Source organism: Tumebacillus lipolyticus (assembly GCF_042682745.1).
Classification (GTDB): Bacteria; Bacillota; Bacilli; order Tumebacillales; family Tumebacillaceae; genus Tumebacillus_A; species Tumebacillus_A lipolyticus.
Map to the genome: position 1 here is coordinate 309962 of NZ_JBHUIO010000011.1, position 25542 is coordinate 335503.

The window sequence follows — 25542 nt, forward strand, 5'->3', positions numbered from 1 at the left end:
GCGATCCAATTCAGCATTCTGCTCGCCCTGGCGAGACGATCGATCTGATCTCCGTTCACTCTGGCGACAGACCCGCTTTCACCACCGCCAGCAGCTCTTCCTTTCGCTCCGGGTGGCAACCGATCAAATAAGGCTCGGCAGACATTCCGACGAACGGCTCGCCAGCAAACGTGATCACCGCGCCGCCCGCCTCTTGGAGCAACAGCAGCCCCGCGTACAGATCATCGCCTTCCGAGTTGTACAGCACAACACCGTCGAGATCCCCGCGCGCCATCATGCACCAGACCAGCGTCGGCGCCCAGACGCGCAGCACCCGCTTGCTGACCAGATCGAGGTGGTGCTTCAGTCGCATCGCCCGCTGCTCCTTCTGAACGCCGTGGCCCTGAATCCAGCCCACCGTGAGCTTGCCCCGCTTCTGCGACTTGATGCGGAGCGGCTGGCCGTTGCAGGTCGCCCCCTTGCCGCGCTCCGCCACGTACAGCTTCTCTTGAACCGAATCGTAGATCACGCCGAGCACCGCTTCCTTTTTATAGAGGAGGGTGATCGCCACCGCATACAGCGGCAAGCCGATCGCATAGTTGTTGGTGCCATCCAGCGGATCGACCAGCCAGAGATAGTCGCCTTCGACACCCGACCACCCCGTCTCTTCACTCCGAATCTGATGGTCGGGAAACGATTCGCGTATCCGCGCTAAAATCACATCTTCTGCCAGTCGATCCACCTCGGTGACAAGATCACCATGCTCATCCTTCTCGGTGATCGAAAAAGCTCCATCAAATCGCTCCTTGGCCAATCTCCCTGCCGCAATCGCCGCCAGGGTCGCCACTTCCTTCGCCTGCGCAAGAATCGCTTGCATGCTCCCGCCTCCTCTCTCAGTCCTCCTCATTTTAGCGATCAACGTTCAAATCGTCCAATCGAATCTAGCTAATATTCATTCACCACTATGTTTAAATACGCGAAGATAATTTTTTATTATTCCAAAGAAGGGTTCCTGTAGCATTCTGTCGAATTTTGACAATGAACTATATCGAACATCTAGTCTTCGATTTAAAAAAGTCGTCCTGTTTCTGAGGTGAGGCGCGTTGAACGAAGTAAAAGATCTCCTGCTCAATCTGCTCATCATCATCGTGCCCTTGTTTTTGTACCAAACGTTTTGGATCGACAAACCGGGCGGCACGTTGATCGCATCCCGCAATCGTATCGCCATCAGCATCTTGGCCGCAATTTCGGCGCTTGGCTGCATGGCTTTTCCTGTTTTCTTTCTGCCTGGCTACGTCTATGATCTGCGGCTCGTCCCCCTGTTGATGGGCATCTTCTACGGGGGCGTTCGGGCGAGTCTGATCGTCATCGTCGTCGTCTACCTCTATCGCTGGTATCTGGGTGGCGTCGGCTTTTCGGTCGTCGCTCTGCTCTATCCGCTCGCCATCGGCATCGCCTATCTGTTCGAAGCGAAGTTCAGCAGATGGGATCGCCGCCGCAAGATGTACGCAGGCTCGGCGCTCGCCCTGTTTTCCTCCCTGCTGATCAACATCGTCGTGCTCTATCTGATCGACGGGCCGCCCTTGAGCAATCCGCACCTGCCGTTTATCGTTTCCTTCGTCATCCTGCACGGCATCGCGATGTGGATTGCGATCTACCTGATCGAAAACATGCGCGACAAAGCTGCCCTGCGCTTTGAGATTCAACAGTCGGAAAAACTGCGCATCATCGGTCAGCTCGCCGCCTCGATCGCCCACGAGGTGCGCAACCCGCTGACCGTCGTGCGCGGCTTTTTGCAGTTGTTGCAATCTGATCAGATCCCCGAGGAGAAGCGCCGCATGTTTCTCAAGCTCGGCATCGAAGAGCTGGATCGCTCCGAGACGATCATCTCCAACTATCTCGCCTTTGCCCGTCCGCAGTCGCAGCGCATCGAAGCGATCGACGCCGCCGAGCGGGTCGAGCACGCAGCTGGCATCATCTCCTCCTACGCCACCCTGCGCAATGTGGAGATCGCGCATCAAGCGCGGCCGGGGCTGTTGATCGAAGGTGATCCTGAACAGCTGTCACAAGTGCTGATGAACCTGCTGAAAAACGGGATCGAAGCGATGCAGTCTGGCGGCGTGCTGACCATCTCCGCCATCGACGAAGGCAACCTCGTCCTGATCGAGATCACCGACACTGGCATCGGCATGTCGCCCGAAGAGACTGCGCGGCTCGGCAACCCCTTTTTCTCGACCAAAGAGGGCGGCACTGGGCTGGGCATCATGGTCACCTATCAGCTGATCCAGAGCATGAACGGCAGCATCGACGTCCACAGCGAAAAAGGAAAAGGCACTCGATTCACAATCAAGCTTCCACGTAAATATGACTAATTTCAGGCAGGAGATGCGGTACATTTGTCGAAAGGTTGTTCCTCAGTAAGAGAGGTGAACAACTTTGGGCGGCATCCAAGAGCTCTTGCTAAACCTGCTTTTCATCTTGCTTCCGATCTTCGTCTACCAGACGTTCTGGGGGGACAAAGAGACGGAGATGCCCAAGCGCAACCTGATTGCGATCGGCTTTCTCGCCGTCTCCTCCACGCTGCTCTGCATGACATTTCCAGTCACGCTGGTCCCCGGCTTCTCGCTCGACCTGAGGCTTGTACCGCTCTTGCTCGGCACGCTGTACGGTGGATGGCGCGTCAGCTTGTTCGTCCTGTTGTCGCTGTTCAGCTATCGAATCTTTCAAGGATCGCTCGGCATCGGCTTTCTGCTGATGATGCTCTACTTGCCGCCGATCATCGCGGTGGCGGTCGCCAGCGAGCGTCGCTATTTTCAGCTCTCCCGATTGGGCAAAACGATGTTCGCCATGTCGCTCTGCATGCTGATGCTGATCCCGACAAGCTTGAGCATCCTCTATCGGGCGGACGTGACCGCCTGGCAAAACCCGATTCTGCCCTTTCTCGGCTTCTTCTCGCTGAGCAACCTGTTTGCCGTCTTGATCGGGATCTATCTGATCGAGAACATCCGCGAGAAGGCGCTGATGCGGCTTGAAGCGCAGCGCAATGAAAAGCTGTACGTGCTCGGCGAGCTCGCAGCGGCGATCGCCCACGAGATTCGCAACCCGATGACTGTGGTGCGCGGCTTTTTGCAGCTGTTGCAAGAGCAGCACATCTCGCCGGAGAAGCAGAAAAAATTTATGCAGTTGAGCATCGACGAGCTGGATCGTTCGGAGCTGATCATCTCCAACTATCTCGCCTTTGCCAAACCGCAGATCGACAAGCCGGAGCGGATCGACGTCGGTCAGCGCATCCATTCGGTGGCAGACATCATCTCCTCCTTTGCCATCCTGCGCAGCGTGACTGTCGAACATCAGAGCGAGCATGACCTGATCATCGCAGGCGATCCAGAAAAGCTATCGCAGGCGCTGATGAACCTGTTCAAAAATGGCATCGAGGCGATGACGCAAGGCGGCACGTTGCAGATCCATGCGCACAAGCGCGGTCACTCGGTACAGATCGAGGTGATCGATACGGGTGTCGGCATGTCGGCGGCAGAACTCACGCGGCTGGGCAACCCGTACTACTCGACCAAAGAGATGGGCACAGGGCTCGGGCTGATGGTCACCTATCGGCTGATCCATTCGATGAACGGACAAGTTGGCGTAAAAAGTGAAAAAGGAAAGGGCACGCGCTTCACGCTGACCTTTCCGCTCCTCGATAAAAACGCTCTTCCCGATTGAGGGAAGAGCGTTCGTTTTACATCGGCAGAATCTGTTTGCTTTAGAGCCAGGCGAGCACCGCGATGTTCGCGCCTAGCAGCACGACCAGATAGATCGCATCGCGCCGCCCGAGGGCGACCTGATGATAGAACGTGCGATTCCTCGACCCGTCAAATCCTCGCGCTTCTAGGGCGACCGCCACCCGTTCCGCCTTGCGAATCCCTTGTGCCAACAGCGGGATCGTGTAGCGGAGAAACCCTTGCACCTTCCCGCGCAACCCAGGCATGCGCACGACGCCGCGCACGCGGTGAGCCGCTTTGATCTGGGCAAACTCCTCTTTGAACAACGGCAAGAAGCGAAAGCCGGTCAGCAGTGCATAGGCGAGCTTCGGCGGAAGCTTGCACTGTTGCATCAGGCTGAGGATGAACTGCGTGATGTCGGTGGTCGCGGTGAAGAGAAACCCGTAGCAGACGAACACCATCATCCGCAGGCCGATGTTCAACCCGTTTTGCAACCCTTCTTCCGTAAAGCGAATCCAGCCCCACTCCCACCAGACGGTCTCGCCCGCCCCATAGGCGGCGAGCATCCAAGTGGTCGATAGGAAGATGATCAGGAAGGGGGAGACGCGGACGAGAAACGTCTTCAGCGACACTTTGGCGATCGTCAGCGTGATCAGCACCGGAATCGCCAACAGGTAGAGCGTGGTCAGCGGATCACGGGAGAAGACGATCAAGATCATGCAGATCAGGTGCAAGAACAGCTTGACCGAAGGATTGACGCGCCCGACGAAGCTATCGTTTTCAGACACAGACGATCTCCTCCTTCCGCTCCTTGCAGCGGCGTTGATACTCGTGTGCGAGCGGCTCGGTCAGCGAAGCGCGCTTGAGCAGATCGGGACGCGAGAACAGCTCGTGCGCCGTTCCATCGAAGAGCAGCCCCTGCTCTGCGAACACGAGCACCCGCGATGCGGTGCTCGCGACCAGTTCGACATCGTGTGTCGCCATCATCACCGTCGTGCCCGCCGCATTTCGCTCGCGGATGCGTTCGACCAGCTCGCGGGTCGTCGCCGCATCCTGACCGAATGTCGGCTCGTCGAGCAAGAGCAGCTCCTGATTCTTCAGCAGCATCCCCGCGACGCTCAAGCGACGCTTTTGCCCCTGGGACAGGGTGAACGGGTTCTTTTGCGCCACCGCTTGCAGGTGAAAGTCTGCCAGCAGTCGCTCCGTCTCCCGCTCGACCCGCTCCTTCGGCCAGCGCGCCAACCTGCCGCCGAACGCCACCTCGTCAAACACCGTGTCGGCGATAAACTGGTGCTCCGGATTTTGAAAGACAAACCCGATGCAGTCATACAGCGCGTCCGATTTGTACTTCCCAAGCTCGATGCCTTTTAGCAGCACCTGCCCGCTCTTCGCCGGCAACAGGCCGCCGACCATCTTCAAAAACGTGCTTTTTCCCGCTCCGTTCGGCCCCATGATCGCCACCCATTCGCCCGGCTGAACGCTCACGTTCACATCCGACCAGACCGCTTGCCCATTTCGATAGCACAGCTCTGCATCGCGCACCTGCAACAGCGGTTCCCGCCCGCTGTGCTGGCCCGCATCGGACGGGCTGACCGGAGCTTTCGTCGCAGGCTCCGCACCCAAGAGCTCAGCCTGTATCCTCGCCCCTTCCACATCGCCCGCCTCGCGATTCCCCGCTCGCCACTGTCGCTCCAAGCGCTGCGACAGCTCGTGCTGCGGGTCGTCGAGCAGCTCTCGCCACGTCACCGGCCACATCCGCGGCGTCCAGATGCCGTAGCGTTTGATCGCCTCCTGATGATCGCGCAGCACCTGCTCCGGCTTGCCCGACCCTTGCAAAGCGCCGTCGGGACCGAACAGAAACACCCGGTCGATCCACTCCATCACGCTCTCCAGCTTGTGTTCGATCATCACGAGCGTCTTCTCGCCCCGCAGGCGGGCGATGTCCTGCAACACCTGTCCCGTGTTTTCCGGGTCGAGCTGTGCGGTCGGCTCGTCAAAAAACAGCACATCAGGCTCAAGCGCCAACAGGCAGGCGAGCGCCAATCGCTGTTTCAGCCCGCCGGACAGCTCAGCGATCCGCTTGTCGAGCGGCAGATCCAACCTTACCTGTCGCATCAGCCGCTCGATCTGTTCGCGCATCTGCGCAGGCGGAACTTGCCGATTTTCCAGGGAGAAGGCGATCTCATCCTCGACGGTCAGCATGCAAAACTGCGCATCAGGGTCTTGAAACATCACGCCGACGCGGTCGGGGCGGTACACCTCCCCTTTCATCCACGCTTCGATCGAGCGGGGGATGATGCCGGAGAGCACCTGCGCGAGCGTGCTTTTGCCACAGCCGCTCGGCCCGAGCAGCAGCACCGACTCTTTTTCAGCAATCCGGATCGAAATATCTTGCAGCGCGGGGGTATCGCGGTCAAAAAATTGTACAGACACCCTCTCACAGCCGAGAAAGGGTGTCTTATCTGTCAGATTCAACATGTTAGAAGGGGTTCTCCATCTTTTGACGGATGATCGCGTAGTTGTTCAAAACCCCCGTTTTTGCCAGCAGATCGACGATGATCTTCGCCAAGAGACCGCCGAGGATCGCGCCGGAGATCGTGCGCATCGCAATCTTTGCGATCATCGGCCCGGTCGCAAGCTCCGCCAAGCCGCCGGTCAGCCCCTCGAACAGCAGGCTGGCAGCCGCAGCAGCCGCCCCGCCGAGCAGCATCGTGCTCACGTTAAACTTCTGGTAGCGGAACAGCGCGAAGATCAGCTCGGTCGCAACGCCCTGCGCCAAGCCATAGAGCAGGACTTGCAAGCCCCACGGGCTGCCCATAAACAGCTCGCCCGAAGCGGCAGCCATCTCGGCGATCAGCGCCACGCCCGGCTTTCGGACAATATAGGCGGCCAAAGGGCCTGCGATGAACCAGGTGCCGTAGATGATCTCACCACCGCCAGGGAATACCCCGTCCAGCAGGTAGTACAGGGGCGCCCAGGCGATGTAGATAAACCCGCAAAGCACAGCAAGGATGACCGTAATCATGATTTCTCTGAAATTGACGACATAACTATTCTTCATGTCCCATTTTCCTCCTCGAACAAAGCGACAATCGCATAAAAAAAACTTCTCCCGAAAACCGGCAGAAGATGCGTACACGATCGTTCAATGCCGTCACTTCCTCACGCCGGTATTACCCAGGATCGAGTGAAAGGGTTAGCACGTTCGTGCTTCTCAGCCATCATTGGCACCCCTAGCAACTGCGCTTCATTCAGTTTTGACTTCCTCACCCATTGTAGTGGAAGGACGAGCTTCTTGTAAAGCTGGATTCTCGTTCCTCCTCCTATTTTCTTTCTTCCAGATAGCGTCGCAACCAGTGCTCGGCGATCTTCGAGACGAACGCCTCCTCCCCGTCGACGTGCAGGACAGGGATTTTATCCCAATATTTTGCATACACCGCCTCATCGCAGGTGATGTCAAACTCCTCCACCTGCAGCGGGTAGGTCGCCCCCACTCGCGCGAGGATCGGCTTCACCTTATCGCACAGCGTGCAGCCTTCTTTTGTAAACAGCGTAATTCGAAACTGTCTCATTCGATCTTCCGACTCCTTCGATCTCTCTTAGGGATACTTTACCATTCATTTGCTCATGCTACCAATAGATCGTCCAGCTGTGATGATCAAAACTTTTTCCGCGATCATCAGCCCGCTGCTGAAGCCGATCTGCAAGCATGCTGTACATCTATCAAAGGAGCGTTCCGATGCGTCTATTGCTGATCGCGGGGATCATTCTGCTCCCGCTGGTGCTCTTTGCCCTGCGCAACGCGCGCATCGCCAGGCTGTTCGATCTGTTGGCTGCCGTCGCTGCGCTGCTCTTTTTGATCACCTCTGGACTTAGCGTTTTGGAGATCAAGCAGATGAACACCGAGTTCACCACGCACATCCATCAGATCTTCAACAATCTGATCTTCCTATCCGCCGCGGGCTACATCGGCATCTACAGCGTCTACCGCCTGCTGGGGTGCACCTTTCCCGCCCGACAAGAAAACGAGCCTTCCCGTTGATCGGGAAAGCTCGTTTTTCATACTTCTGCCCCTTTGGTCGCAGCGCTTGGGCTCTCCGCTTTGCGCAGGCGACGCATCGAGAGCAGCAAGGTGGCCAACGCGGTGGCCAACCCGCCATAGATGAAGATGTCCCGCACGGAGAACCACGTTTCCACCACGCCAGCCAGCGCCATCGATCCGACCGTTCCCGCCATGAAAACGGTGTTGTAAAACCCGAGCACGCGCCCCATGTACGCCTGCTCCGCCTCCGTCTGGATGATCGTCGCCGCCGAGATCATCGCCATGACGGAGAACATCCCGATCATCACCAGCGTCAACCATTCTGTGTAGAAGGAGTTGGTCGTGCCGAGCACGGCGATAAAAATCGCGTCGACCAGGATGCCCACGCGCACGATCAGCAGCAGATCCAGCTTTTTGCAGAGGTTGAGCGTGGCCGCTCCGGCTGCCAGCCCGACTCCGATGCCCGCCTCCAGCCAGCCGAACTGCAAATCGCTCACCTTGATGATGTCCTTCGAAAAGACGACGAGCAACACGTTGAACATGCCGCTGGTGATCATCGCGGTGAACATGATCGCCGTCGCATTCATCACGCGCGGCAGCCTCACCATGTAGCGCGCCCCTTCGCCTAGCTCTTTCCAGAATTGCCTGTCCTTTTTCGCCCCGGTGTTCTTCGATAGTTGCTTGGCCGAGACGGACAGCAGGGTCAGCGTTGTCGCCGAGTATAGGAAGGTTGCCGAATCGACGATAAATGCGGCGGTGTACGACCAGAGACCGATGACGATCCCTGCCAGCACCGGGCCTGCGATCGCCATCGCCTGCATCGCAGTCTGAATCTTTGCGTTATAGCCGAGCAGCTGGTCTTTCGGGAACAGCTGCGGCACCAGCCCGCTCTGCGAGGTCGAGGAGACAAAACCGACCATCGCCGTCACAAAAGTCAGCGTGTAGATCCAATACACGTGCGGCAAAAACGGGATGGAGAGCACCACGCCTGCTCGGATCAGCTCACAGGTGATCGCCAGCTTGCGCTTGTCCAAGCGGTCGATCCACACGCCCAGAAACGGGCCGAGCAGTATCATCGGTAAATAGGAGGCGACCATCACCTGTCCGACGCTGAGCGCCGATCCTGTCTTCGCATAGATCATCAAGGATAGCGCCAAGAAATGAAACGTATCGCCCAGTTTGGAGATGGAACGTCCCGTCATCATCAGCCAAAAGTTGCGTTGTAATTCTGTCATCAACCGTTGCCCCTATTGCATTTATTATCAGAACCTTATAGTAGTATGGGATATAATAACACACCTGTCAACCTTATCAAGAAATTCTTTCGCACAACTGCAAATTATTCTGTTGCACCAGAAAGATCTTCGTATTATAATTTTCGGTAAAGAAAAAAGTTTTCCCTCACGAAACTTTTTTGAGGGTATCTAAAAGTCTGATGTCACCAACCTATCTCCTCGGAAATAGAATGAAAGTGCCATCTTTTTTTCAGCCAAAATGTTTCCCTAAGGAAACATTTATCCTTCATAGATGATGAACGTCGGGAAAGGTAGGGTTTGAACATGGAGACAATTCCACTGACTCAGCTTGCGATCGGAGAGCGGGCAAGGGTGATCTCGCTGCTCGCCACCGGTCAGCAGAGACGGCGCATGCTCGACCTCGGGCTGGTTCCGCAAGCGATGATCGAGGCGCTTCGCAAGAGCCCTGCTGGCGACCCGGTCGCCTATCGCATTCGCGGCGCGGTGATCGCCTTGCGCCGGGAGGAAGCGTCGCTCGTCACGGTCGCGCGCATCTGAACAATCCGTTTGGCAAAAGGGGGTATGCAACATGTCATCAACCGGATCACCTCGTGAGGCGCACGTTGCCCACATCGAAAGGTTCGGCATTCAACTGCAGACGCCAGACGATCTGATCATCGGGCTGGCCGGCAATCCAAACACCGGAAAGAGCACCGTCTTTAACGCCTTGACCGGATTGAACCAGCACACCGGCAACTGGGCGGGCAAGACGGTCGGCAGCGCGATCGGCCATTTTCACCATCAGCAGCGCTCCTTCACCATCGTCGACCTGCCTGGCACCTACTCGCTGCTGTCCCAATCGGCAGACGAACAGGTCGCGCGCGACTTTGTCTGCTTCGGCAATCCGCACGTGACGCTCGTCGTCACCGATGCGACCAACTTGGAGCGCAACTTGAATCTCGCTCTGCAGGTGATGGAGGTGACCGATCGCGTTGTCGTGGCTGTCAACCTGATGGACGAAGCGAAGCGAAAAGGCATCCGCATCGACATCGACAAGCTTCAGGCGGAGCTCGGAGTGCCGGTGATGCCGATCGCAGCTCGCAGCGGAACTGGGCTTGCCGAACTGAAAGAGATGCTGTTGCAGGTGGCGATCGGAGCGGTCAACCCGACGCCCAAGCCGCTCACCTATTCGGAAGAGGTCGAGCGGACGGTCGCCGCGCTGCTCCCGCAAGTCGAACCGCTGGTGGCGGGCGTCCTCCGTCCGCGCTGGGTGGCGCTGCGCCTGATCGACGGCGATGATTCGGTGCTCGCCGCGCTTGTGCGGTATACGGAAGAGCGCCCAACTGTCATCCAAACTGGCAAGGTGGTGGTTCCCTCATGACCTCTGGACAAAATCAACAGCTCAAAAAGCTGATGGAAGACGTGCAGCAACAGGATACGGCGCACCTGCGCGATCAGATGGTCAGCGACATCTATTCGCGCACAGAATCGATCGTCGCAAGCGCGGTGCTTCTGCCGATGCACGAAGAGCAGATCGACTTCGACCGTCGGCTCGACAACGTGCTGACCTCAAGATGGCTCGGGTTCCCCCTGATGCTCCTGTTGCTCGGCACCGTCTTCTATATCACGATCGCAGGCGCCAATGTCCCATCCGGCCTGTTGGCCGACTTTTTCTTCTGGATCGAAGGCTATCTGACCTCTTTCTTTCTCTGGTTGGGCACACCTGCCTGGGTGCATGGCGTGCTGATCGAAGGGCTGTATCGCGGCACCGCCTGGGTGGTTTCGGTGATGTTGCCGCCGATGGCGATCTTCTTCCCCGTGTTCGCGATCCTCGAAGATTTCGGATATCTGCCGCGCGTGGCGTTCAACTTGGATCGCTTTTTCAAGAAGGCGGGCGCGCACGGCAAACAGGCGCTGACGATGAGCATGGGATTCGGATGTAACGCAGCGGGCGTGACCGCATGCCGCATCATCGAGTCGCCTCGCGAGCGGATGATCGCGATCATCACGAACAACTTCGTGCCCTGCAACGGGCGCTTCCCGACGCTGATCACGCTGGCCACCTTATTTATGGGCGGGGCGGTCGGGCTCGCCTACGGCAGTCTGGCGGCGACCGCCATCGTCGTCTGCTTGGTCTTGGTCGGCCTGGTGACCACCCTTTCTGTCTCCTGGCTGCTGTCCAAAACGATGTTGCGAGGGGTTCCATCCCATTTCACCCTGGAGTTGCCCCCCTATCGCAAGCCGCAATTTGGCCGCCTGCTGATCCGTTCGGTCTATGACCGCACCGCCTTTGTGCTCAAGCGAGCGGTGATCGTCGCAGCACCTGCTGGCGTGGTCACATGGATTCTCGCCAACATCCAGATCGGAGATGTGAGCATCTTGCAGCATGCCGCCCTGTTCCTCGATCCGTTCGCACGATCGATCGGGCTGGACGGCTACATCCTGATGGCGTTCATCCTCGGACTGCCGGCCAACGAGATCGTCTTGCCGATCTTGATCATGAGCTACCTGTCGACAGGCGCGATGACCGAGCTCGACTCGATGGTCGATCTGAAAAACCTGTTCCTCTCCTACGGCTGGACGTGGCTGACCGCACTTTGCATGATGCTCTTCTCACTGCTGCACTACCCGTGCGGCACGACGATGTGGACGATCGCCAAAGAGACGAAGAGCACCAAATGGACGCTGGTCGCCATCCTGCTGCCGACGTCGATCGCGCTCGGCGTCTGCTTCCTCGTCGCACAGACGGTGCGCTTCTTCGGCTGGGTGTGACCGCTCGCAAAGAGACCCTTCATCAGCAAGGGTCTTCTTTGCGTCGGTTCACCCTCTGTCAGCTCGACCACGCTTTTGCTGATGACCTCGCCGCATCGAGCGCGGGCGAGACACTGTGCTGAGCGCGGGCGATCAGATGCGCTCCCGCCGCTTGAGCAGCTTGTGGATGCGCTTGAGCTGGATCAGCTCGCGAACTTGTGATTTGATCACCTTCATGATCGTCTCCTCGCTCATCTGGGCGATCGTCGCTTCCCCGTGATGGCGAACGGTCGCGGCGAGCAGGTTGTTGAGGAAGTCGCAATAGTCCTCGACCGAGTGTTCAAACGCTAAGTGTTCGGACAGTTCCACCGCGTATTGTCGCAGTTCTTTTTGCAGGCGTTCCAAGATTTGACCCTCCCTTTTTTGCACGATCCGATGTAGAAATGGACATTATAGAGTACAATGTAGCTATGACAAAGGAGGTTTTGTCACAGTGAGAACTGTTCAACATACATCATCGGCAGACGTGTTGGCCAAGGCGGACGAGATCGCGGCGCTCCTGATCTCTTCGGAGGAGATGCAGCGCTTTCGGCAAGCGGAGGAGAAGATCACCCATCACGGCGATGCGCAAGCGCTGTTGTTTGTCGTCAAGGCGAAGCGCAACCAATACTCGCAGCTCTCCCTGCGCCACGGGTTTGAACACCCGGCGGTGATCAAGGCGAAGCAGGAATACGACAGCGTCCTGCAGCAGATCGCCCAGATCCCCTTGATCGATGAGCTGCAGACCGCGCAGGAAGACTTGAACGATGTGGTGCAGGGCATCCTGCACACGCTCGTGTCGTCTGTCGCCAACATGCTCCCGCTGGAAAAGGGAGAAGAGCCCGGCGGTGCGGCGAGCGGCGGTTGTGGCAACTGCTCCTCCGGCGGCTGTGGACGCCACTGATGATGTGCAAAGCGAAAGCCAGCAGAACCTGCTGGCTTTTTTCTTTGGCTACTGGGCTCGTCTGTACCAGGCGTCTCCGCCCCACTCCTCCGCCTTCCACGGCAGAGTCTCCGGGGTGGCCAAGTGCATGATCTCCTTCCAGAACTCCAGCCGCTCCAGCTCCGACATCGGCTGGAAGCTCTCGGCGATCGCGAGGTTCTTCTCCAACTGCTCCATCGTCTCCATGCCGACGATCGACGTCGAGATCGGAAGCGACAGCGTGTAGCGAAGCGCTTGCTCATACCAGGGGCCGAGCTTTCCGAGCGCGAACACTTTCATGCCGATGATCGCCATACCCTTTTCAAGCGCGAGCGGCACAAACTCGTGGGCGAACGAGTAGATGTGATGATCGAGCGCCGAGAGCGCGACCAACGCGCTGTCAAATTCGTAGCGGCGAATCGCTTCCACCAGCACCTGAGGGTTGGTGTGCCCAGAGATCGAAAGCTTTTTGACGATGCCCTGCTCCTGCGCCTCGCGCAGCGCCTGCAGCGCTCCCCCCTGGGCGAAGCAGGCGTCCAGCTCTTCGATCGTCCTGATGTTGTGCAGGCGCCACTCTTCCACATGATCGGTCTGCAACCGCTTTAAGCTGCCTTCTAGGAGGCGCCAAGAGCCGTCCCGTGTGCGATCGCTCGTCTTGGTGGCGATCATCACCTCGTCGCGACGCCCTTTTAGCGCGAGCCCGAGGCGGGTTTCGGACTGGCCGTCCGAATAGCTCGGCGCCGTGTCAAAATAGGTGATGCCGCGGTCGATCGCCCGGTTGACGATCTGGATCGCCTCCTGCTCGGAGCAATTGTGCTCATCGACGATGCGTTGTGCGCCGAAGCTGAGCAGCGGGACCTGCCAGCCAGTTCGTCCAAACGGTTGTTGTATCATGCGTCCTCACATCCTTTTCCGTCTATCATCCAGTAGTTAGCATTTCTCTCTCCTCAGCAGGATTCCCTTTTTTCCAAGAAAAAGAAGCCCTTTCGTGAGGAAAGAGCTCGATGTGCCTGCGCTATACTTCCGGAATCAATTCGGAGGAAAGCTTCGGCTCGCCTTTGGCTAGGCCGACAATATAGAGCGTATAGGTCACACCCGCATCGAAGCGCATCTTCGGCAGGCGAAGGACGACATCCTTCTTCCCGGCCAGCCGCAGCTGCAGGTCGCGCCGTCCAGGGGTCACCTGCAAGTAGGGTGATTTCTCTTTATAGATCAGGTGGCTGATCAGCACTTTGCCCGACGGCAAGGTGATATCGACCGCTGGGGTGTTCGGGGAGAGGTGCACGATCTTCAGGCGAGCGAAGCCCGGTTTCGTCTTGCTCGGTTCATCCTGGAAGACGAGCGGGCGGATCTCCCTTTGCATCCCGGCGATGGCGAGCGTATACGTTTGGCCCTGCCCGGCGGTCAGATTGGAGTCGATCAGCGCCCCCACCTGCTTGCCATACGGAAAGACCTGCACGCGATGCCGGCCTGGCGCGATGCGGATATAGTCGCTGATCCCTTGAAACCTGATATCTTCCGCCACCTTTTTCCGATCGATGTAAACGTCCACACCTGGCGTGTTTGGCGATGCGTGGAAAAAGCGGACGCGCGCACCTGTGGGCTGACCGACAGGCTTGACGACAGGGATCGCTTCTGGCGGAGCGAACTCGGCAGGAGGCGCATTCGGCCCTGTCGGCTGATCGAGCGGGATGGGAACCGCATCGGTGATCACACCGCTCTGGGGGATCTGCTGCTCGATCTCCCCCTTAAACTGAGCGTTCATCTGTTCCAACGCTTTATCGAGCATCTCCTGCATCTGCTCTTGCGTGGTGGGACGCGCGAGCAGCGAGCGGACATCTTCCTGTTGTGCCTGAAGCAGCTTGCACGCTTCCTGCATAAATTCATACTGATTCTGCTGGCTCTGCTGTACCAGATCGACCAGCTTCTCAATTTCCCGAGCCAACGGCTCATACGGAGCAAATTGCCGTTCCTCTCTGTTCAAAACCCCAAACCTCCTCGAAAGGGCGTTATCGGTACTTCCCGACTTCCCTTCCAAAGTATTAACCGATCTGGGCATTGGTTCATAAAATGGGCGAAAACTCCCCTACAACAGCGGAGAGAGCAACCGTGCTCCCGACTCTTTTAACCGCTCGGGAAGCGGCCTGTTCCGAAAGCTCGCCAGCTCCACCTGCAAGCTGTTCTGCAAATCCTGTTCAAAATCACCCTCCAACCGTCTGGCAAACTCCCGACTGTAAAAAAATGCGCCGATCTCGAAGTTCAGCAGGAAGCTCCGAATATCAAAATTTGCCGATCCGAGCACGGCGATCTCATCATCGACCAACAGCACTTTGGCGTGCATGATTCCCTTTTGGTATTGATAGATCTTCACGCCCGCATCCAACATTTCGGAGAAGTAGGATCGTGAAGCCCAATAGGTCAGCTTGTATTCGGGCACCCCTTGCACGATCAGCCGCACATCGACACCGCTGAGCGCAGCCGTCTTCAGCGCCATGATGATGCTGTCATCCGGAATAAAGTAGGCGGTCTCCAGAAAGATTCGCCGCTCCGCCGTCGCACAGGCGGCAAAAAACATCTGGCGAATCGACTCGAACTCCGCATCTGGGCCGCTGGGCACGATCTGCACCAACATGTTCCCCACCCGCTCCGCGCGCGGATAATATTTCGCCGCGGTGATCTTTTCTCGCGTCACAAAAAACCAGTCGTTCAAAAAAGTCCGCTGCATCACCTGCACGCTGTCTCCGCGCACCAAGAGATGCGTGTCCCGCCAGTATCCCAGCTTCGGATCGCGGGACAGATACTCATCCCCGATGTTCATGCCGCCGAGCAGTCCGACCTTCCCGTCGACCACCACGATCTTGCGGTGATTGCGAAAGTTTAACCGATTGGAGAGGAACGGAAACCGGACGGGGAAAAACACAGCTACCTTGATCCCCACATCCCGCATCTCTTGAAAAAAGGAACTTTTGGTTCCATGCGAACCGAGCCCGTCGACCATCACTCTGACCTCGACACCCTCCGCCCGTTTGCGCATCAACAGCTGCTGCGTATCTTTTCCGATCTGATCATCCTTGAAGATGTAGTACATCAGGTGAATGTGATCGGTCGCCTTTTCCAACTCCTTAAACAGCGCATCGAACTTCTGCTGTCCATCTGTGAGCACCTGAAAGTTGTTGTTGTTCGTCACCGGAGACTTCGCGTTGTTCAGCAGCAGGCGCACCAGCCGTTGTTTCTGCTCGACATCGTATCCGAACAGCACCTCGTCTGCGCTCAACTGCTGCAGTTGGCGTTGTACGATCGACTCCAGTCGATCCCCCTCCAGGTGTTTATGCTTAAACAATCTTCGCTTTCTCACGCTGCTTCCCAGCACGAGGTAGAGCAAAAAGCCGAGCAGAGGCAGCAGCATCAGCACGATCAACCAGGCGACCGTCTTGCTCGGATTGCGATTTTCTAAAAAGACGAGCGTCCCGAACAACCCTAACTGCACCAGCCCCAAACAGATAATCACGATGATCCAGATGACTGTCCTCACCACCCCTGTCGTTCCCGATCTTTCTAGTATGCACAAAAAAAGCACCTCCATGTTCGGAGGTGCAACAATTGCACAAAACGCTCAAAACGCTCGCTCACACGAAGACGTCGATCTTCTGACCCGCGACCGAGTGGCTCCGATCCTTTGCCACCGATGCGGTGACGATCGTCTCCTTGATCGCGTGAACCACCACTTTTGACCCGTTTGTCAGCGTCGAATGATAGGCATAATCATGTTGCACATACTTGACCGGATGCCGTTGCATCGCCGGTTGGTGGGAAGATCCCCCAATCCCCTCTACCATCAGCTCTCCCCCTGTTCCCTCATTCAGAATTTTATCAAAATTTTAACACATTCAAAAGGGAGTGTTCAACTCATTTTTACAGGTGAAGAGACTGCCCGCTCTGTGCGCTGGCGCTCTCGCCTTGCTCGCCACCAGCCGTTCCACCTCATTCCGAAATAGCACATCGCACTGGCGAGCAGAATGCCAGCGATCACATCGATCGCATAGTGGTAGCGCAGATAGACGGTCGAGATCAAGATCGAGACGACCAGCGGCGCATAGACCCACAGGAGCTTGCGGTAGAACTTCCCGACATAGAACAGCATCACGCAGGAAATCGCGGTGTGCAAGGAGGGAAACACATCCCGCGGGACGCTCAAGTCTTCCTGGATCACGACCGAGTTTTGCAACGACGTGAGCGCCCCACCGCCCAGATCGACCGTAAACACATGTTGCAGCGCATAGAGCGGCCCGACAGCCGGTACCAGCGTGTAACAGAAATAGCCGAGATAAAAACAGAACAGCACGCTGGTCACGTAGGAGGTGACCGCCGTTTTCGACTTGAGCATCATCAGCAACAGGGTGAGAAAGATCATCGGAAACCAGATCATGTAGACAAAGCTAAAGAAATCGGTCGCCAACGGATGGATCCACTGTTGCATCCACAGGACAGGTTGTTCGCCAAAAATCCAGCTGTCGATCGCCATCAGCCAGCCGTCTCGATCGACCGGGGAGAACAGCGGAATGTAAAAGTTGAGCGCCCGATAGATGATCAACAGCACGCAGAACGGCAAGAAGATCCGCACGCCATTCCACGTCTGCATCAGTCCCCAGCCGATGCTGCGATGCTTCCACCAGCCGAAGCTGACCAAGAACAGCAAAGCGGCCAAGATCGCCTTGGGAATGAAGTCCGAATAGATGTTCCAAATCCAGATCACCGGCTGATAGTGCCAGCCCGCCTGCCCTTGTAACGCGTCAACATCATCCCCATAGGCAAAAAACAGCGACAGGGCGATCAGGGAGACCACGATGCCCACCAACTCGTATAGTTCGAGCTTTTTCAGCCCGCGCACGATGCGTTTCAACCCGTTCCCCCTCTTCTATTGCAACACCGTCAGCTTCTGCTCGACACCGAGCTCGCGCAGGCGCATCTCGACGAGCGATTGCACCCGCGTGTCCAGCTCCTCATAATATTGATGCTTAGGCAAAGCTAACAGCTCAAGCGTTTCATCATATTTCGCCCAGATCATCCAGTCCAGATCGTGCAGCGACTTCTGACCTTCGATCAGTGAAAAGCGAAGGGTCGCATGCTCGACCGAGCGCTCCTCCTCCTCTTCGCGCTCGTGCAGCAGCTCGACCTCCACCGCGAGCCCTTCTGACAGCAGCTCTGTCGAATAGCTGGCCGCCACATCCTGTGCGATCAGCAACACCTCGCGCTCGATCGCTGCGAGCTCCTCGCTTGCGACCTCCTCGCACCCGATCACATCGTAAGCGTTCAGCTTCGGGATGCCGAGCGAGCTGAGCGCAGACTGGATCGACTGGCGGAACTGCCCGTATACTTGCTCAACATGTCCGATCGGTCGCAGCGCAAACATCACATGCCCGCGAAACACCGAGTAGCCGAAACAGTCTTTCCACTCGATGCGCATCTGGAAAGCTCCTTGTGACAGCAAGCCATAGCGCGGGGCTACCATCGTCACGCCGTGGCGGTCGAACAGCACGATCTCCACGTTTCGCGTCGCGCTTCGCTGATAGAGCGGCCAGAGCGCGGCGATCAGCAACAGCCCACCCAGCATGCCGATCACCAAGCGCTCGCCATCGCTAAAATTGTGCAAGCTCCCCGCTGCGATCAGGCGGACGACCGCCCAAATGCTGACGCCGATCGCAAGCGGCACCAGCCATCTTTTGACTTTGCCGCCCGACTCTTTCGGCTGGTGCCGCACATCGATGCGCATGAGCACCTCGTGCTCATGCTGATGGCGGCGCACCAAATAGGCCCGCAGCGGAACATTCAACCCGTACAAGCACATCCAGGTGAGGTAGACGATCAGAAATCCGGCTATCATGATACGACCACCTCTTTCGCCGCCTCCGCATCGCGGTGCGTCCTCTTCATCCACTCCTGCAAGCGATCGATCAGCTCCTGCCCGCTCAGACCGAGCAGATAGCCGACGCTCCCGGTCGAATGCCACAGCAAAAACGAGCTGGCAGCCACCCGCTCCGACGAGTCGGTATCGAGCAGGTTCAACTGGAGCCACGAACGCGCTTGCTCCTCGAACAAACGATCGCCCGGCATGTTGCGCATGACGCCAAACTCAGGGCGCAGGCTCATCCGCTCCAGCTCCTCGTGGAACAGGTCGAGCAGGTCCCAGCCGAGATCGTTGATCTCATCTTCCATCGCATAAAAGCGCTCCTCATCGACCTGCGCCACCCACAGCCTATCGGTCAGTTCCAGCCGCTCGACGCCAAGTTCGGACAAAGCGCTCTTGATGCGCTCATAGTCGGCCGCCAGATACTCCACCTGAACATACGAGCCGCCCTCCTGATAAAACTGCACAAAGCTGCCGTCGATCTTATAGCCGGTCACCTGCTGCCACGCAGTAAAGTGTCCTTTCGCCTGACGCCACAGCGGTCGCCCCAAGTTCTCGGGAAACAGCCAGACCCCTTTTTCGGTAAAAAAGAATCCTTGCTGCTTTTGAAACTGGCGACGTCGATGATACAGGCTGATCATTCCGCCGATATATCCAAAACATCCGATCACCGCGAGCACATCCGTTGCCGAAACTGCCAACAGGAACACAAAAGCGAGCGACAGCAGAACAAAGTTCCAATCGTTCTTGCCGACCTGATAGCCGGATAGCTCTGTGTTCACATCTCCAGCAAGCACCACGCGCTCCGCGATGAAGACTTTTTGCTTCTGACGACTGCGCAGGGTCGGCGACAGACCAAATGCCACCGTGCCTGCCAAATATCCAAGAACGCCCGCCGTGAGAAGCGCCTTCCAGATTGCCAAAATATCGGTCACCTGTCAGACCACCTCTTCTTTCAACCTTGCAAACTAACAAACTTAGACTATAAGTATAACAGAAGACAAATGCGAACCGACTACTAATTTCCTGCCAGCGATGGCAAAAGAAAAAGGTCGCCTCGACGGGCGACCTTTTTGCTAAACGACAAGATTTTCCCCGATGTCCGCCTCGCGCTTGAACAGGCGCGCATAGACACCGTCTTGCCCGAGCAGCTCTTCGTGCTTGCCCTGTTCGACCACGCGGCCGCTTTCTAAGACGATGATGCGATCTGCAGTCAGGACGGTGGACAGGCGATGGGCGATGACCAGCACCGTCTGCTCCCGTCGCCGTCTGGTGATCGCTTCGTTGATCAGCACTTCGGTGATCGGGTCGAGCGCCGAGCTCGCCTCATCGAGCACCAGAATCGGCGCATCGGCGACCAGCGCACGCGCCAAGGAAAGGCGCTGCTTTTGCCCGCCGGAGAGCAGATTGCCCCGCTCGCCGACCGGCGAGTTCAGCCCGTCGGGCAGGCTGTCGTAAAACTCTTGCAGGCCGCTGTCGTAGATCGCTTGCCGCAAAAGCTCATCGCTCGCATCCACTCGACCGAGCCGCAAGTTGTCTGCCAGCGTGCCATTGCGCAGTTGAACATCTTGCGACACCACTGCGATCTGTTTGCGCAACCAGCGCGCATCCAGCTCTGCAATCGGCTTGCCGTCGAGCAGGATCTGACCAGACTCCGGCTCATACAGGCGCAAGAGCAGATCGACCACCGTCGATTTTCCTGAGCCGCTCGCCCCGACCAGCGCCACCGCTTCCCCGCGCTTGAAGGTGAACGACACGTCGTGCAGAACGCGATCCGCTTTGCCCGGATAGCCAAACGCCACCCCTTCGACGACCACCTCACCCTCAACGTCAGCAAGCGTCTGCTTGCGCTCCGTTTCGGCAATCGACGTCTCCTCAGCAAGCAAGATCTCCGAGCGGTCGAGAGCCGGGCCGGTGCGCTTGACCGACAGCCAGTAGCGCAGCATGCGCTGCAGTTGGTTGGCCGCAGCCCCGACCAAAGTTGCTGCCGTCAACATCTCACCTTGCTTCAGCTGATCATCCCAGATCAACCACGCCGAGATCAGATAGACCACGCCGACCGCGACGCCGTTAAACGAGCCGATCACCACAAAGGACTGCATCCGCGCCTTGAGCTCGCGATGGCTCTCGCGGATAAACTCCTTGCGAATCTCCGCGACGGAGCGGATCTCCGATTCGGCGACGCCGAGCACGCGCGAGAGATGAATCCCGGTGACCGACTCGCGCAGTCGCTCCAGATAGCGAGACGCTTCCCGCCGCGCATTGGCAGACGCTGTCCTCGTTCTTTTTCCGACCAGGTTGGACGTGTAGTAGAAGATGACGCCGAGCACAAGGCTGGTGACCATCAGCAGGGGGTTGATCCACGCCAGCACGGCCGAATAGATCACCACCCCTTGAACGGAAGCCATCAGCGAAGACCCTTCCCACGCCAGGAAGTCGTGCAACGTCACCGGATCATCAGATACGCGAGCGAGCAGTTCACCCGTCCGATTGCGATGATAGAAGCTGAACGGCAGAAATTGCAGATGGCGAAACAGCTTCAGCTTCTGACGGATCGTCACCCCTTTGGCGACATAGTGACAGAAATACTCGTCGATGACCATGAACAGCAGGTCGAGCACCGCCGCCACCAGCAGAAGGATCGCTAAGCCCCAGAGCAGGTCGCTTCTGCCTTGATCTGGCAAGATCGTATCGACCAACCACGCCATCGCCAGCGCCGGAATCAGCTCACCGCAGACCTGGCTGATCGCGATCACAAACGAGTCGGCCGCCACCCACTTGCTATAGGGTCGCAAAAAGGATAGCACTCGCCTGCCATCGCCCTGCTTTCGAACAGCAGTCTGACTCATACGACCCCCTCCTTTTCCAATTCGCTGTACTGCGCCATGTACAGGCGATAATAATGCCCTTGCAGTTTCAACAGCTCTTCATGCGTGCCGCGCTCCGCCACCACGCCGTGGTCGAGCACGAGGATTTCATCCGCATCGCGCACGGTGACCAGCCGATGCGCGATCGTGATCGTCGTGCGCCCGGGCATCAGCTGCTCCAACGCCCCTTGCACGCGCTCTTCCGTCTCCCCGTCGAGTGAAGAGGTCGCCTCATCGAAGATCAGCACCGGCGGTCGGCGCAAGATCGCCCTTGCCAGCGCCACCCGTTGGCGCTGACCGCCCGACAGCTTGAGACCGCGCTCGCCGACAATCGTCTCGTATCCCTCTTCCAGCCCGTCGATCAGCTCGGTCAGGCCGGAAGCTTCCACCGCCGCATCGAGCTGTTCCTGTGTGGCATCAGGTCGCGAGTAGAGCAAGTTTTGCCGCAGCGTGCTGTTGAGCAAAAACGTCTCCTGCGACACCACGCCCACCTGCTGGCGGAACGAGTTGCGGTCATGCGTGTTCAGATCTTTCCCGTCCACTGCGACCTGCCCCTGATCGGCCGTATACAGCCCGAGCAACAGCTGAATCAGGGTGCTCTTTCCGCCGCCCGATGCGCCGACGATCCCGATGTGCTGACCGGCAGCCATCGAGAGCGACACCCCGCGCAGAACTGGCTCCTCCGTTCCCGGATAGGTGAACCAGATGTTTTCCATCGTCAGATCGCCCCGCACCTCGCCGACCGCAGGCAGCCCTTCCGCCTGTTCTTCGGGGAGATCAAAATATTCATAAATTCGATACAAAGCGGGGATCGCTTGCTGAATCATCAGCGCGTTTTCGGCAAGCGAGCGAATCGGCATAAACATCGCCGGAATGAATCCGATACAGGCGACGAGCGAGCCGACCGACAGCTCTCCGTTCCAAACCGCGTAGCCCCCGACCAGCATCACCACGCCCGGCGTGATGATCTGCATCATGTTCCCCAGCCGCCAGTTCACCTTGGAGATCAGCGCCGCATTGATCGCAAACTTTCGCCACGCCTCCGCTTTTTTCGCCTGCGTCTCATATTCGCGATCTTCTGTCACAAACGAGCGCACCAAGCGGAACGATTCGATGCTCTCCTGCAAGTGCGCATACATATCGGCCAGCATGTCGCGCTGGACAGCGCTCAGCTTCCGCACCTTGCGCCCGAGCAAGAAGGACGGTCCGAGATAGATCGCAAAGACGACAACCATCACCACCGCCGCCGGCCAGAAGATGGCGATGACCGCCACAAACGCTGCGATCGCGCCGAGCAGTTGCTGCAAAAAGCGCGGGATGACCGTCGAGTTCAAATTCTGAATCGCTTCCACATCATGGGTCAGCCGAAAGAGGATGTCCCCGCGCGATGTGGTGGCAAACATCGACATCGGCGCCCGATGCAGTTTGCGAAAGGCGAGCAATTGCATGTCGGTGATGATGTCGAGACCGATCTTCACCTGTACAAACTCTTGCAAAGATTCAAACAACACTTTGCCTAAAAAAGCGAAAAACACGGCGGCGACCAACCAGCCGATCATGTCGGTCAGCTGTAGCGGCAACACTTGGTCGACCAGCTTGCCAAGCAGGATCGGCGGCACCGTCGCGAATGCGCCTCCGAGGGCTGACAACAGCAGCACGATCAACAGCCGCCCCCAGTAAGGTCGAAACAGGCCAACGGTCTGCTTAAACAACCACATGAAGATCCCTCCAGTAAAAGATTTCCTTCCAATATACTTCCGTTTTTCACAGTTGGGAAGAGCTATAATAAAAATCCGATTATTCAGTTTCTTGTGAATGCTTATTCTTACATAAGAAATCGCTTACATCGATCACCATACACTCTTATTGAAATGACAGCTCTTTTACAACCCCTCTTGTCTCTTGTCTCTTGCCTCTTGCCTCTTGCCTCTTGCCTGCTCTCCCTTCTGCCGCCACTCGTGCGTGCGGATGCCCTCCGCTTCGACGCGCTCCGATGAAAAAAACGCCCCTCCCGAGATGCGGAAGAGGCGTTTTTGACGTTGCGCGATTTACTTCTTTTGCGTAAAGGAGGAAGTGTACTTGAAAAGCAAGCAGAGCAAGGCCACGAATATGAATGCACCCATCGCAAATCCGAGCAAACCCATTCTTCTTACCTCCTTTTGTTACTTGACCAGTTCCATGATCCGAGTACCGCACCACTCTGCGAACTCGCCCACGCTGATCATGTCGGTGATAACCAGCGTCAGAACGCCGGTGATGACAGTGTACAGGAAGACAGACATCGCAGCCGGAACCAGACGGTTCAGCGCTTTGATGTTGCGCTCACTGATGTATTTCCCGATGAACATCATAAATGTGATGCAGACGAGAGCCAAGCAAAGTTGCAAGAGGTAGATTCCCATATGGGTCGTCCATGCGTGCGCGCCTTGCTCGTGAACATACACCATCAGCCAGATTTGCATCACAGCGTATGCGGTGATCGCAAGGGTAGCAAGAATCATCATGACGTTGAACTTGCCCATTGCATTCGAGCGGAAGAAGTTACCTGCAAGCAAGAGGATAAAGCCTGCCACGAGCAGGATAATCGTCGTGATCGCTGGAAGATCCGCATTCGGACCGAAGTCTACCGTAAACTTATCGGGCGCCCAACCGCGCAGGTACACGTTTGCAGCTACGAAAGTTGCGAAAAAGAACGTGAAAGAGATCAGGCTCAGCCAAGTGGCGAAAACGCCGTTGTCTTTAATGCCTGTGCCTTCGCGATGCGGCACCCAATCCGGAGCGTGATGTGCAGACATCTTCGTTCCTCCTTTTCTTCAAGATAACACGTGCGGTTTGCGAATGACGAGACTCACCAATGCACGTACGGTTCTAAGATCAGCACGATGTTCAACACCGTGAGATAGATCAGCGAGAAAATAAATGAGATGCGCGCCCACTTGATCGTGTCTTTGGCCATGAAGCCGACGACCGACCAGATCAACCACCCGAAGCCGAGAACCAGCGAGGTGATCAGATAGAGGTAGCCGACATTCGGAACCAAGTACATCAAGAACGAGATCGGGAGCATGCCCGCTACGTAGCGGATCATGTGACGCTTGGTCACATCGAACCCTTTTACGACGGGAAGCAATGGAATGCCCGCTTTTCCATAATCATCCGCTCGGCGAATCGCCAGCGCCAAGAAGTGCGGCGGCTGCCAGAGGAACATCCACAGGAAGAGCATCCATGCGCCAAAATCCAAGCTGTTGCTAAACGCCGTCCAGCCCATCACGATCGGCACAGCACCGGAGATGCCGCCCCAGACGGTAGATGTGGTGGAAGTGCGCTTGAGCCACATCGTGTAGATCACGACATAATCGAAAAGTCCGATCAAACCGAGGAATGCTGTCAGCGGATTGACGAGAAACGTCAGAATCAGCGTGCCCGCTACCGCGAACCCCACGCCCAGCCAGAGAACGTGAGTTGCGTTCAGGCGGCCGCTCGGCAACGCGCGCTTCGCTGTGCGCTCCATGTTTTTGTCAAGATCGCGGTCGATGTAGTTGTTCAGGCAGGTACCGGCCATGATGACAAACGCGGTACCGATCAATGTGTAAAAGATCAGATCGCCAGCGGCGAGACCGTTCGATGCGATCCAAAGACCTGCGAAGACGGTCATCATGTTGGCAAAGGTGATCCCGATTTTCGTTACGGTGACAAAGTCACGCCAAGTGCCGGTCGGAGATTCCGACAAGGGACCTGGCTCCATGACCGGATTCGAAACCCGCGAAGCGGTCGTAGAAGATTCCACAGTCTGTTCCAAGAGTATACCCCTCCCTGCAGTGGTACTAATATCTCATCGAGTGAAGATGACCAGAAGGAGACGGAACGACCAAGACCCGCTTCCCGTCTCAAATGCCGAACAGGAATCAATTATGATTTGCAAGGCATAGGTCAGCAAGCGGGGAATGCGCTGGGTCGGCTCACCTCTGGAGTCATCATCGGGACATGTGCGACGACAAAGTCAAACGGACAGTTGATCACAGTGACTTCCCCTTCCGCGAGCTGCCAGTATTCCACCGCTTGCGAAGCCTGTTTGCGTTACGC

General features: G+C 57.2%; 26 protein-coding genes and 1 riboswitch. Of the genes, 7 read left to right on the forward strand and 19 right to left on the reverse strand.

The features are described from left to right. Positions 1 to 55: 55 nt before the first annotated feature. The gene (locus tag ACFSOY_RS17780; protein WP_386048941.1) at positions 56 to 856 is read right to left on the reverse strand and encodes an inositol monophosphatase family protein; all 801 of its coding nucleotides are present in this window, start codon (positions 854 to 856) and stop codon (positions 56 to 58) included. Positions 857 to 1082: 226 nt separating this feature from the next. Between ACFSOY_RS17780 and ACFSOY_RS17785 the strand changes: the two genes are divergently transcribed. Both ACFSOY_RS17785 and ACFSOY_RS17790 read left to right on the forward strand, forming a co-directional pair. Then, complete coding sequence (locus tag ACFSOY_RS17785) at positions 1083 to 2351, forward strand: ATP-binding protein (protein WP_386048943.1); 1269 nt, start codon at positions 1083 to 1085, stop codon at positions 2349 to 2351. Positions 2352 to 2415: 64 nt separating this feature from the next. Continuing rightward, positions 2416 to 3699, forward strand: coding sequence for an ATP-binding protein (locus tag ACFSOY_RS17790; RefSeq protein WP_386048945.1), 1284 nt, complete (start codon positions 2416 to 2418; stop codon positions 3697 to 3699). Between the two features lie 40 nt (positions 3700 to 3739). Here the strand turns inward: ACFSOY_RS17790 and ACFSOY_RS17795 are convergent, their stop codons facing one another. The 4 genes from ACFSOY_RS17795 to ACFSOY_RS17810 form a co-directional block, all read right to left on the reverse strand. Beyond that, positions 3740 to 4486: an energy-coupling factor transporter transmembrane component T family protein gene (locus tag ACFSOY_RS17795; RefSeq protein ID WP_386048947.1), complete on the reverse strand. Its 747-nt coding sequence runs from the start codon at positions 4484 to 4486 to the stop codon at positions 3740 to 3742. After that, on the reverse strand, positions 4479 to 6176 hold the full coding sequence (locus ACFSOY_RS17800; protein ID WP_386048949.1) for an ABC transporter ATP-binding protein: 1698 nt from the start codon (positions 6174 to 6176) through the stop codon (positions 4479 to 4481). The genes ACFSOY_RS17795 and ACFSOY_RS17800 overlap by 8 nt, the downstream gene beginning before the upstream one ends. A gap of 1 nt (position 6177) precedes the next feature. Next, positions 6178 to 6759 carry an ECF transporter S component gene (locus ACFSOY_RS17805; RefSeq protein ID WP_386048951.1) on the reverse strand — a complete coding sequence of 194 codons (582 nt, stop codon included), beginning with the start codon at positions 6757 to 6759 and terminating at the stop codon, positions 6178 to 6180. 81 nt (positions 6760 to 6840) lie between these two features. Next, a riboswitch (TPP riboswitch) is annotated at positions 6841 to 6943 on the reverse strand. Between the two features lie 78 nt (positions 6944 to 7021). Beyond that, the gene (locus ACFSOY_RS17810; protein ID WP_386048953.1) at positions 7022 to 7270 is read right to left on the reverse strand and encodes a glutaredoxin family protein; all 249 of its coding nucleotides are present in this window, start codon (positions 7268 to 7270) and stop codon (positions 7022 to 7024) included. A gap of 167 nt (positions 7271 to 7437) precedes the next feature. On the opposite strand from ACFSOY_RS17810, the gene ACFSOY_RS17815 reads away from it, so the two are divergent. Beyond that, entirely contained in the window at positions 7438 to 7740 is a 303-nt protein-coding gene (locus ACFSOY_RS17815; protein WP_386048955.1) for a hypothetical protein, read from the forward strand. Positions 7741 to 7757: 17 nt separating this feature from the next. Here the strand turns inward: ACFSOY_RS17815 and ACFSOY_RS17820 are convergent, their stop codons facing one another. Then, positions 7758 to 8975: an MFS transporter gene (locus tag ACFSOY_RS17820; RefSeq protein ID WP_386048957.1), complete on the reverse strand. Its 1218-nt coding sequence runs from the start codon at positions 8973 to 8975 to the stop codon at positions 7758 to 7760. A gap of 324 nt (positions 8976 to 9299) precedes the next feature. Here ACFSOY_RS17820 and ACFSOY_RS17825 point away from each other — a divergent pair, with 324 nt between their 5' ends. The 3 genes from ACFSOY_RS17825 to ACFSOY_RS17835 are packed head-to-tail and all read left to right on the forward strand — an operon-like array spanning position 9300 to position 11747. After that, a complete protein-coding gene (locus ACFSOY_RS17825; protein WP_386048959.1) occupies positions 9300 to 9533 on the forward strand; it encodes a FeoA family protein in 234 nt (77 codons plus the stop codon). Between the two features lie 31 nt (positions 9534 to 9564). Next, positions 9565 to 10356, forward strand: a complete 792-nt coding sequence (locus ACFSOY_RS17830; RefSeq protein WP_386048961.1) for a FeoB small GTPase domain-containing protein — start codon at positions 9565 to 9567, stop codon at positions 10354 to 10356. Positions 10357 to 10388: 32 nt separating this feature from the next. After that, entirely contained in the window at positions 10389 to 11747 is a 1359-nt protein-coding gene (locus ACFSOY_RS17835; RefSeq protein WP_386049511.1) for a nucleoside recognition domain-containing protein, read from the forward strand. A gap of 132 nt (positions 11748 to 11879) precedes the next feature. Here ACFSOY_RS17835 and ACFSOY_RS17840 read toward each other — a convergent pair whose 3' ends face one another. Then, positions 11880 to 12131, reverse strand: coding sequence for a hypothetical protein (locus tag ACFSOY_RS17840; protein WP_386048963.1), 252 nt, complete (start codon positions 12129 to 12131; stop codon positions 11880 to 11882). Positions 12132 to 12219: 88 nt separating this feature from the next. Between ACFSOY_RS17840 and ACFSOY_RS17845 the strand changes: the two genes are divergently transcribed. Beyond that, entirely contained in the window at positions 12220 to 12669 is a 450-nt protein-coding gene (locus ACFSOY_RS17845; RefSeq protein WP_386048965.1) for a YlbF family regulator, read from the forward strand. A 48-nt stretch (positions 12670 to 12717) separates the two neighbouring features. Here the strand turns inward: ACFSOY_RS17845 and ACFSOY_RS17850 are convergent, their stop codons facing one another. From ACFSOY_RS17850 to ACFSOY_RS17905, 12 genes are all read right to left on the reverse strand, one after another. Beyond that, positions 12718 to 13581, reverse strand: a complete 864-nt coding sequence (locus ACFSOY_RS17850; protein ID WP_386048967.1) for an aldo/keto reductase — start codon at positions 13579 to 13581, stop codon at positions 12718 to 12720. A gap of 121 nt (positions 13582 to 13702) precedes the next feature. Next, complete coding sequence (locus tag ACFSOY_RS17855; RefSeq protein ID WP_386048969.1) at positions 13703 to 14671, reverse strand: DUF4397 domain-containing protein; 969 nt, start codon at positions 14669 to 14671, stop codon at positions 13703 to 13705. A 102-nt stretch (positions 14672 to 14773) separates the two neighbouring features. Continuing rightward, the gene (gene cls, locus ACFSOY_RS17860; RefSeq protein WP_386048971.1) at positions 14774 to 16255 is read right to left on the reverse strand and encodes a cardiolipin synthase; all 1482 of its coding nucleotides are present in this window, start codon (positions 16253 to 16255) and stop codon (positions 14774 to 14776) included. A 58-nt stretch (positions 16256 to 16313) separates the two neighbouring features. After that, complete coding sequence (locus ACFSOY_RS17865) at positions 16314 to 16523, reverse strand: hypothetical protein (protein ID WP_386048972.1); 210 nt, start codon at positions 16521 to 16523, stop codon at positions 16314 to 16316. A 65-nt stretch (positions 16524 to 16588) separates the two neighbouring features. After that, complete coding sequence (locus ACFSOY_RS17870; RefSeq protein WP_386048974.1) at positions 16589 to 17587, reverse strand: phosphatase PAP2 family protein; 999 nt, start codon at positions 17585 to 17587, stop codon at positions 16589 to 16591. Positions 17588 to 17602: 15 nt separating this feature from the next. Then, positions 17603 to 18568 carry a hypothetical protein gene (locus tag ACFSOY_RS17875; protein WP_386048975.1) on the reverse strand — a complete coding sequence of 322 codons (966 nt, stop codon included), beginning with the start codon at positions 18566 to 18568 and terminating at the stop codon, positions 17603 to 17605. After that, a complete protein-coding gene (locus tag ACFSOY_RS17880) occupies positions 18565 to 19527 on the reverse strand; it encodes a hypothetical protein (protein ID WP_386048977.1) in 963 nt (320 codons plus the stop codon). The genes ACFSOY_RS17875 and ACFSOY_RS17880 overlap by 4 nt, the downstream gene beginning before the upstream one ends. A 141-nt stretch (positions 19528 to 19668) precedes the next feature. Beyond that, a complete protein-coding gene (locus ACFSOY_RS17885; RefSeq protein WP_386048978.1) occupies positions 19669 to 21441 on the reverse strand; it encodes an ABC transporter ATP-binding protein in 1773 nt (590 codons plus the stop codon). Continuing rightward, on the reverse strand, positions 21438 to 23177 hold the full coding sequence (locus ACFSOY_RS17890) for an ABC transporter ATP-binding protein (protein ID WP_386048980.1): 1740 nt from the start codon (positions 23175 to 23177) through the stop codon (positions 21438 to 21440). The genes ACFSOY_RS17885 and ACFSOY_RS17890 overlap by 4 nt, the downstream gene beginning before the upstream one ends. Before the next feature lie 444 nt (positions 23178 to 23621). After that, entirely contained in the window at positions 23622 to 24254 is a 633-nt protein-coding gene (locus ACFSOY_RS17895) for a hypothetical protein (RefSeq protein WP_386048982.1), read from the reverse strand. Positions 24255 to 24307: 53 nt separating this feature from the next. Beyond that, positions 24308 to 25258: a heme o synthase gene (gene cyoE / locus ACFSOY_RS17900; RefSeq protein WP_386048984.1), complete on the reverse strand. Its 951-nt coding sequence runs from the start codon at positions 25256 to 25258 to the stop codon at positions 24308 to 24310. Between the two features lie 131 nt (positions 25259 to 25389). Next, positions 25390 to 25515 (reverse strand): hypothetical protein, encoded by a 126-nt coding sequence (locus ACFSOY_RS17905; protein WP_386048986.1) that lies wholly within the window; start codon positions 25513 to 25515, stop codon positions 25390 to 25392. Positions 25516 to 25542 lie beyond the last annotated feature (27 nt).